The organism is Aeromonas sp. ZOR0002, assembly GCF_963866995.1.
GTDB lineage: Bacteria > Pseudomonadota > Gammaproteobacteria > Enterobacterales > Aeromonadaceae > Aeromonas > Aeromonas caviae.
Genome location: NZ_CAWMFQ010000021.1, coordinates 25564 through 32367, shown reverse-complemented (window position 1 = coordinate 32367; position 6804 = coordinate 25564). Strand labels below are relative to the sequence as shown.

Genomic DNA, 6804 nt, shown 5'->3' with positions numbered 1-6804 from the left:
TGCCTTGCGTGGCGGCTGGTCGTGGCGCGGGTGCCAGCTCGGGGGCGGGCAGGGCGCGGCTCTCTCCCGGCGCCAGCCCATCGAGGGTCCACTCCCCGATGGCGTAGCGGATGAGGCGCAAGGTGGGGTGGCCGATGTGGGCGGTCATGCGCCGCACCTGGCGGTTGCGCCCCTCCACGATTGTTATCTCGAGCCAGCAAGTGGGGATCTCTTTGCGCTCGCGTATGGGCGGGTTGCGTGGCCACACAGCAGGGTCATCCATGATGCGCGCCCCGGCGGGCAGGGTCATGCCGTCGTTGAGTTCCACACCGGCGCGCAGGGCGGCCAGTTGCTCCTCGCTCGGGATGCCTTCCACCTGCACCCAGTAGGTCTTGGGGGTCTTCTCTCCCGGCTGGGTGAGGCGAGCCTGCAACTTGCCGTCGTTGGTGAGCAGCAAGAGCCCTTCGCTGTCTCGATCCAGCCTGCCCGCGGCATAGATGCCGGGCTCGGTGATGTAATCCTTGAGGGTCTCGCGGCCCCCTTCGTCGGTGAACTGGCAGAGCACCATGTAGGGCTTGTTCAGGAGCAGCAGCTTGCGATCCGCCGGGGCGGGGGCCGGTTTGCGCTCGTTGACCCTCCCTGGGTGCCGGGCCTCCCGGCGTTGGGATGGGCGCGCCGTGGTGGGCCCGCTGGCCGTGCTGCCTGCGTCAGGGCGGGCGGAGAGGGAGAGACGGGGACGGGCTGATTTCATCGTATGCCTACCAAAAACAGGGGATGGCGGAGTGTACCACAGGGGGCGGCCATCAGGGGGAGAGCGGGGCTTGCCTCTCGGGTCAGGGGGTGGAGATGTCCGGCGCCAGTGCGAGGGAGAGGCGCAGCATGTCCTTGTGCTGGATGCCGTGCTCCATCAGGGGCTCGGGATAGTGGATGAGGAAGTGATCCTTCACGACGGCATGGACGCGAAAGCCGTGGCGCTGGTAATAGGTGAGCTGGTGGCCGAAGCTGCCGGTACCGAGTTCGACACGGCCTATCCCCTTCCCGGTCAGGTTCGCCAGCACGAAGCGCAGCAGGCCGGAGCCGATGCCCTGCTGCTGGCGGTTGGGGGCAACGGCGATGTTGAATATCTCGGCGGTTTGCTCCCCCACCAGGCCCGCCACGCAGGCCCCCACGACCTCGTTGTCCGCCAGGGCGGCAAAGCCCCAGGCGCCGGGCAGGTAGGCGGCGATGCGCGACGCGGCGGGATCGGCCTCCAGCAGCAGGGCCAGCGGCAGGTGGGCGGGGTCCATCTCGACAAACGTCATCCTTATCTCTCTCCCTGTTTGTGACGGTGAGCGCCGCGCGAAACGATGGCGGGCTTGACCGATGTGGTGGCCTTGGCGGCGCCCTCGGGGGAGGCAATGCCCATGCTGGCCAGCACCCGGGCGGCGTTCTCCTCGCACGGCATCTCGCCCGGTTTGGCTTCAACCAGCTGGATCAGGGCCTGCAACTGCTGCTTGCTGTGGGCAAGCCTTGCCTCCAGCGCCTCGATATCGCTCACCTTGGCCTTGAGCGCCGCCAGCAGCGGGGCGTGCTGCCAGGAGCTGATGTCGGCGGGTACCAGCTGCTTGATCTCGTCGAGGGAGAAGCCCGCCTGCTGGGCCTGGCCGATGATGGCCAGCAACTGCGCCGTTTCGGGCGGGTAGTCGCGATAGCCGTTGGCACCCCGCCGCACCCGGCTGAGCAGGCCCCTGGCTTCATAGAAGCGGATGGCCGAGGCCGCCATGCCGGTCTGTCTGGCCAGTTCACCGATCTTCATCTTGCCTCCCGGGCTGCGGGTTGATGGGCCCGCCATGCCAATGACTGAGGGGGCGGGGTCTGGGGAATTCTAGGGTTAAAGTCCGCTTGAATGTCAACGGCCCTGAGCAAGGGCGGTGCGGCTGGATAGTATTTCCCCCATCGCAGCGGCATCCCGACAAAGGGGCTTGACCTTCAAGTCGGCTTCAAACTTATGGTGGGGCCCTCACTACCGAGGAGATTGCCATGAACCCCTTTACTCCCCTGACCCTGCCGAGTGGCAGCCAGCTTATCAACCGCCTCGCCAAGGCCGCCATGGAAGAGAACATGGCCGACCGTGACCATGCCCCTTCGGAGGCGCTGATCCAGCTCTATCGCACCTGGGCAGAGGGGGGCGCCGGCCTTATCATCACTGGCAATGTGATGGTGGACGGGCGCGCCATGACGGGGCCTGGGGGCGTGGTGCTCGATTCCCCGGCGCTATCCCCACAGATAGGCGAGCGTTTCAGGGCCTGGGCTGCGGCGGCCAAAAGCGGCGGGGGCCAGATCTGGATGCAGATCAACCACCCCGGTCGCCAGATGCCGGCGGCGCTGGGGCAGCCCACCCTGGCCCCTTCCGCCGTGCCCATGGCGCTCGGTAGTTTCTCCAGGCAGTTCGCCCCGCCCAGGGCCATGAGCGAGCGCGATATTGCCGAGGTGAAGGTGCGCTTTATCCACACGGCGCGGCTGGCACAGGATCTGGGCTTTGACGGGGTGCAGATCCACGCCGCCCACGGCTATCTGTTGAGCCAGTTCCTCTCGCCGCTAACCAATCAGCGTCGCGATCGTTGGGGCGGCAGCCTTGAGAATCGTGCCCGCCTGCTGCTGGAGATAGTGCAGGGGATACGTGAGCAGGTGGGGGAGTGCTTCTCACTGTCGGTCAAGCTCAACTCCGCCGACTTTCAGCGTGGCGGCTTCAGCACCGAGGATGCCAGGGCTGTGGTGGAGATGCTCAACCCCCTCGAGGTGGATCTGGTGGAGCTCTCCGGCGGCAGTTACGAGGCGCCCGCCATGCACGGCCAGGCCCGGGATGGCCGTACCCTGGCGCGGGAAGCCTATTTTCTGACGTTTGCAGAGGAGATAGTGGCTGCCGCCCGCATGCCCGTGATGGTGACCGGGGGGATCCGCCGTTATCCGGTGGTCGAACAGGTGCTCGGCAGCGGAGTGGCGGTCGTCGGTATGGCCACCGCGCTGGCCATAGCACCGGATCTGCCCGCCAGATGGCACCGGGAGCAGGCGGCCAGCGCCGAGCTGCGCCCCATCCCCTGGCGCAACAAGGTGCTGGCCTCGGTGGGCTACATGGCGATGGTGAAATACCAGCTGCGGCGCCTCGGGCGTGGCCAGCCGAGCCGCCCCAAGGTCGCACCCGCCCTGGCGCTGGCCTGCCAGCAGTGGCAGACCCTGCGTGGCAATGCCCGCTATCGGCGCTGGATCAAGGGGCAGGGGGTGTGAAGGAGGATATCGCCCTGCTGGCCCCCGGGATCGGCGCCGGGCGGTTGAGCAGGAAGACCACCTCGCCCCGGTAGTGGGGGGAGGCGGCCAGTGTTGTCTGCCAGGCGGGATCCCACTCCCCATCCTGCACCAGCCCTACCTTGAACGGGATGGTCAGGTGCGCCATGGCGGGCAGATAGGCCTGATAGCCCGGCACCGTGCGCGTGCCCTGATAGGTCTGGATCACCAGCTCGTCCACGGGCAGGCGATTGAGCTCTGCCACGTCCCCCGTTTTCGCCCAGTCGAGCAGCCCCGTCACGCTGAGCTTGCACCCGGGAGGCAGGGCGCGCCGCAGTTGTTGCAGGGCGTTGCCATAGCGATCGAGCTGGCGGGTCGCCGCATCGAAGTCGATCTGGATGCCCGCCACCTTGGCCCCGGCCGCGCGCCACCCCTCGTAGAGGCGCACCAGCACCTGCTCGTGGGCGGGGGAGAGGGGGAGGGCGTTGACACGCACCACCAGCCAGACCTGCCCGGCCTTGAGGGGGGAGGGAACCCGCCCCAGTTTGACGAAGCGGGGGCCGCCGGGCCTGTCCAGGATCTCCCCCTGATGCAGATAGAGGGTGCTGGCCTGTTCCAGTACCGGCTGGTGGCGGGTGGCGGACCAGAGCCAGAATCCGTGATAGGCGCTGGCATCGACACTGGCCTCAAGGGGGGTGACCAGGGCCGTCAGCAGCAGCGCCAGCAGGGCGCGTTCAGGGGGTCTGCTCATGGCTCACCAGTAGTATTTGAGGGATCTGGCCCACACCGAGTTGCCATAGCGCTGCTTGAGGGTGTTGAACCAGGCCTGCCGGGTGCGTTTGGGGATCTCCTGGCTGTCGCAGCTGTTGTAGCCGGAGGGGGCATAGCACTGGATGGCGCGATAGAGGGCATAGCTCTTGTCTTCGGGCTCAGCCTTGGGGTTGGCCATCACGGCCTGATAGAGGGCGAGGCGACTCGGGAACGTGGGGCGCTCGTCTTGCGCCAGCCCCCAGATCATCTCGCGATCCTGCCACAGGTTGATGTGGGGATCCCGGCTGCGCAGATACTCCCCGAAGCAGTTGAGGGCATGACCATCGTCGGGGCGCTGCACCAGGGTGCCAAGGGTTTGGGCCAGATCCCGGCAGTGGTAGCCCTGGGGCGTCCCCTCTCCGCGCCACTGGAACGCCGAGAGGCGCACATCCCCGTTGGGCACGGGCTCCCAGGGGGCGTCGGCGGGAGGGGTCGTAGGCGGCCAGCCGGCTGCCGAGCTGCTCGCGCAGCGCCGGGTCCTCCACCTCCTCCGGCTGGGGGAGGCGGGTGAGGTAGAACAGCGGCTGGTTGCGCTCGTTCAGCGGATCCGCCGGCAGGGTGAAGGGGAGGGGGTGATGCTGGGCATCCCCCAGCAGCATGAGCAGGTTGCCCCGGGTGTCGTTCTCGTTGAGATAGAGCGGATAGGTGGGGAGAGGGCAGTCGGTGAGCCAGAAGCCGCACCCGTCACCGTCACCGGAGGCGAGGGCGGGCAGTGCAACCAGCGTCATCGCCAGCACCGAGCAGTGGGTCAGAGATGTCATGGGATCGCTATCCGTTTGTGGGCCCGCGCCGTGCGTGATGCCCGGGCCGGAAAAGGGTTTTGCAGTGGCGGGCAATAGTACGAAAGAGGGTCACAAACGACAACCCATTATGACCTGGTCGGCGCTCTCTCTGTCAGGACGCCTGCGCCATCCCCCTGTCCCGAGCGCGTGCTCTTTGCTGCTTCGCGGGTGTCAGCATCTGTCATCGCCATACATCGCCATACAAAAAGGGCGAATGTGGATGCTTATATAGGGGGCTCTTCTGTGCGAAAGAGCGCCTTGCCGCAGGCGAGGCAGGTGTGGCGAAAGCGATGATCAGGCCAGCCGGTCTGGGGGTGGCCCAGCACCTTGTCGGAGCCGCAGGCGCAGCAGCGCGCCCCCAGTTCATCGTCGATGGCGCATTCGGGATGCTGGTGCAGGTAGTCGGCGCGGGTGGGCAGGCGCAGCCAGTCGGGCTGGGCATGGCGCTGGTTCCAGAAATAGCACCCATAGAAGGTGCCTGCGGCGACGGGCAGGGCAAACCACCAGAAGAGATCCATGTCATGACTCCGACGAGAGGGGATGAGGGCGGCAACAACCCGCTCAGCAGGCGTGGTGCGGCTTCATTTTATCGGGGCGGGAGTGGGGCGGGATATGCCCGGATGGGTAACAAGCGAACCTGCTGGTGGTCGGGTTGGCAAGCCGCAGGGCCGGGGTTGGGGATTATCTATCCATTAAAGAGATGGCTTGTGTCATAACCTATCGTGTTTTTGGATGGACAAGGGGGCCTTTCCGGTCGCAAAACCTGGAGATCGGGGAGTTTTTGTGAAAAAAAATGTGCATACACTCGTCATGCCGATCTCAAGGGCGTCATTGAGCGAGTGATAAATATCAAGATATTGATATGAATGGTAAAAATAGTGTTTTTATCAGGCGTTTTCAGGGTGGGTGATGGGGTTTCATAAGGAGCTTTAACCCATTTTCTAGATTGGTTTTTGCATAATCAATCGTGTATTTTGTTGGACAATTGGGGAAAACCTGGTGTCCAATCGGGTGAGCAGGTTGGCCAAACAGTGCCGTCAGCCAGTGTGTAACCCGAGATGTAAGGAGACATCCTGATGGAAAAACTTGACCAAAAAATCGACACCATGCGCCAGGAATTCGAGTCCCAAGGGCAAAAACAGGCCCAGGACAGATGGCAGGCCAGGGTCGATGAACTGCAACGGGAGCGCAGCGAAGCGCCCCAGCCGGAAGCGGCAGAACACTAGCCCCTGGCGGCCTTGTGGCCACCAAGTGAGCGCATAATGAAAAACCACCGCCCTGTTCGGGGCGGTGGTTTTTTTTGCGCAGTGGCTAGAGGCGATAGAGGTTCTGGGCCGCATCGAACAGCTCCGCGCTCTCGCCGGTGCCGCCGTTGAAGACGGTGTGGAAGAAGCGCAGCACCTTCTCGTTGGCGAGGGCATCCCCTTCGAAGTAGGCGTGAGAGTCCCCCACATGGGGCTGATTGGTCACGTCCACGTAGGTGGCCGTTCTGGCGTCCAGCCGCCGGGTGTAGTGGCCGAGCCTCGCCTTTTGCTGCTCCCCCATCTTCATGCGCGATGCCATCAGGGCACCATCGCGTTCATTGATGGTGATGTAGAGGCGGTTGCGACACTGGATGCGATCGACCCACTGGGCGTGAAGCTCGTTGTTGGTGTCGGCGGCGGCCATGATGATGTTGTCGAACAGCAGCTGGTTGGCGTGGTAGGTGGTGCTGCCCAGCAGGTGCTTGAACAGGTAGTTGCCCATGCTGTGCAGCAGCAGGTTGATGGTGAAGGGGCAGCGCTTGTTTACCTCCTTGGCGAAGTAGCGATCCCAGGCCTCGCCGTTGTCGGCGAACTTCTTCTGGGCCTTCTCTTCCAGTTGCGTCACATACTGGCCGTTGAACTCGTCGAGCAGCCCCTTCATCTTCTCCAGCACCCGGTCAAGGGCCCCGGACGAGGCCATGGCATCGCGCTTGTCGCTCTTGTAGCTC

At 64.8% G+C, this 6804-nt stretch carries 9 protein-coding genes; 2 read left to right on the top strand and 7 right to left on the bottom strand.

Annotated features, from left to right (window positions below):
- The 3 genes from AACR77_RS01505 to AACR77_RS01495 all read right to left on the bottom strand — a co-directional run.
- Positions 1 to 730: pseudouridine synthase (locus AACR77_RS01505; RefSeq protein WP_042879359.1), on the bottom strand; the 730-nt coding region annotated here is incomplete at its 3' end.
- An 82-nt stretch (positions 731 to 812) separates the two neighbouring features.
- A complete protein-coding gene (locus tag AACR77_RS01500; protein ID WP_042879358.1) occupies positions 813 to 1280 on the bottom strand; it encodes a GNAT family N-acetyltransferase in 468 nt (155 codons plus the stop codon).
- A gap of 2 nt (positions 1281 to 1282) precedes the next feature.
- Positions 1283 to 1774, bottom strand: coding sequence for a MerR family transcriptional regulator (locus tag AACR77_RS01495; RefSeq protein ID WP_010673623.1), 492 nt, complete (start codon positions 1772 to 1774; stop codon positions 1283 to 1285).
- A 224-nt stretch (positions 1775 to 1998) separates the two neighbouring features.
- Between AACR77_RS01495 and AACR77_RS01490 the strand changes: the two genes are divergently transcribed.
- The gene (locus tag AACR77_RS01490; protein ID WP_042879356.1) at positions 1999 to 3243 is read left to right on the top strand and encodes an NADH:flavin oxidoreductase/NADH oxidase family protein; all 1245 of its coding nucleotides are present in this window, start codon (positions 1999 to 2001) and stop codon (positions 3241 to 3243) included.
- Here AACR77_RS01490 and AACR77_RS01485 read toward each other — a convergent pair.
- The 3 genes from AACR77_RS01485 to AACR77_RS01475 all read right to left on the bottom strand — a co-directional run bounded on the left by AACR77_RS01485 (position 3224) and on the right by AACR77_RS01475 (position 5350).
- Positions 3224 to 3991: a DUF3142 domain-containing protein gene (locus tag AACR77_RS01485; RefSeq protein WP_042879354.1), complete on the bottom strand. Its 768-nt coding sequence runs from the start codon at positions 3989 to 3991 to the stop codon at positions 3224 to 3226. The two genes, AACR77_RS01490 and AACR77_RS01485, sit on opposite strands and share 20 nt — an antisense overlap.
- Before the next feature lie 3 nt (positions 3992 to 3994).
- Positions 3995 to 4453, bottom strand: a complete 459-nt coding sequence (locus tag AACR77_RS01480) for a hypothetical protein (RefSeq protein WP_042879351.1) — start codon at positions 4451 to 4453, stop codon at positions 3995 to 3997.
- 603 nt (positions 4454 to 5056) lie between these two features.
- Complete coding sequence (locus AACR77_RS01475; protein WP_042879347.1) at positions 5057 to 5350, bottom strand: hypothetical protein; 294 nt, start codon at positions 5348 to 5350, stop codon at positions 5057 to 5059.
- A 558-nt stretch (positions 5351 to 5908) separates the two neighbouring features.
- Here AACR77_RS01475 and AACR77_RS01470 point away from each other — a divergent pair.
- A complete protein-coding gene (locus tag AACR77_RS01470) occupies positions 5909 to 6058 on the top strand; it encodes a hypothetical protein (RefSeq protein WP_010673628.1) in 150 nt (49 codons plus the stop codon).
- Between the two features lie 85 nt (positions 6059 to 6143).
- On the opposite strand, the gene AACR77_RS01465 is transcribed toward AACR77_RS01470, so the two are convergent.
- Positions 6144 to 6804: alpha/beta hydrolase (locus tag AACR77_RS01465; RefSeq protein WP_042879345.1), on the bottom strand; the 661-nt coding region annotated here is incomplete at its 5' end.

Coding starts and splice junctions, on each gene's coding strand:
- AACR77_RS01485 (WP_042879354.1), bottom strand. CDS start 3,991: ATGAGCAGACCCCCTGAACGCGCCCTGCTGGCGCTGCTGCTGACGGCC.
- AACR77_RS01495 (WP_010673623.1), bottom strand. CDS start 1,774: ATGAAGATCGGTGAACTGGCCAGACAGACCGGCATGGCGGCCTCGGCC.
- AACR77_RS01470 (WP_010673628.1), top strand. CDS start 5,909: ATGGAAAAACTTGACCAAAAAATCGACACCATGCGCCAGGAATTCGAG.
- AACR77_RS01490 (WP_042879356.1), top strand. CDS start 1,999: ATGAACCCCTTTACTCCCCTGACCCTGCCGAGTGGCAGCCAGCTTATC.
- AACR77_RS01475 (WP_042879347.1), bottom strand. CDS start 5,350: ATGGATCTCTTCTGGTGGTTTGCCCTGCCCGTCGCCGCAGGCACCTTC.
- AACR77_RS01500 (WP_042879358.1), bottom strand. CDS start 1,280: ATGACGTTTGTCGAGATGGACCCCGCCCACCTGCCGCTGGCCCTGCTG.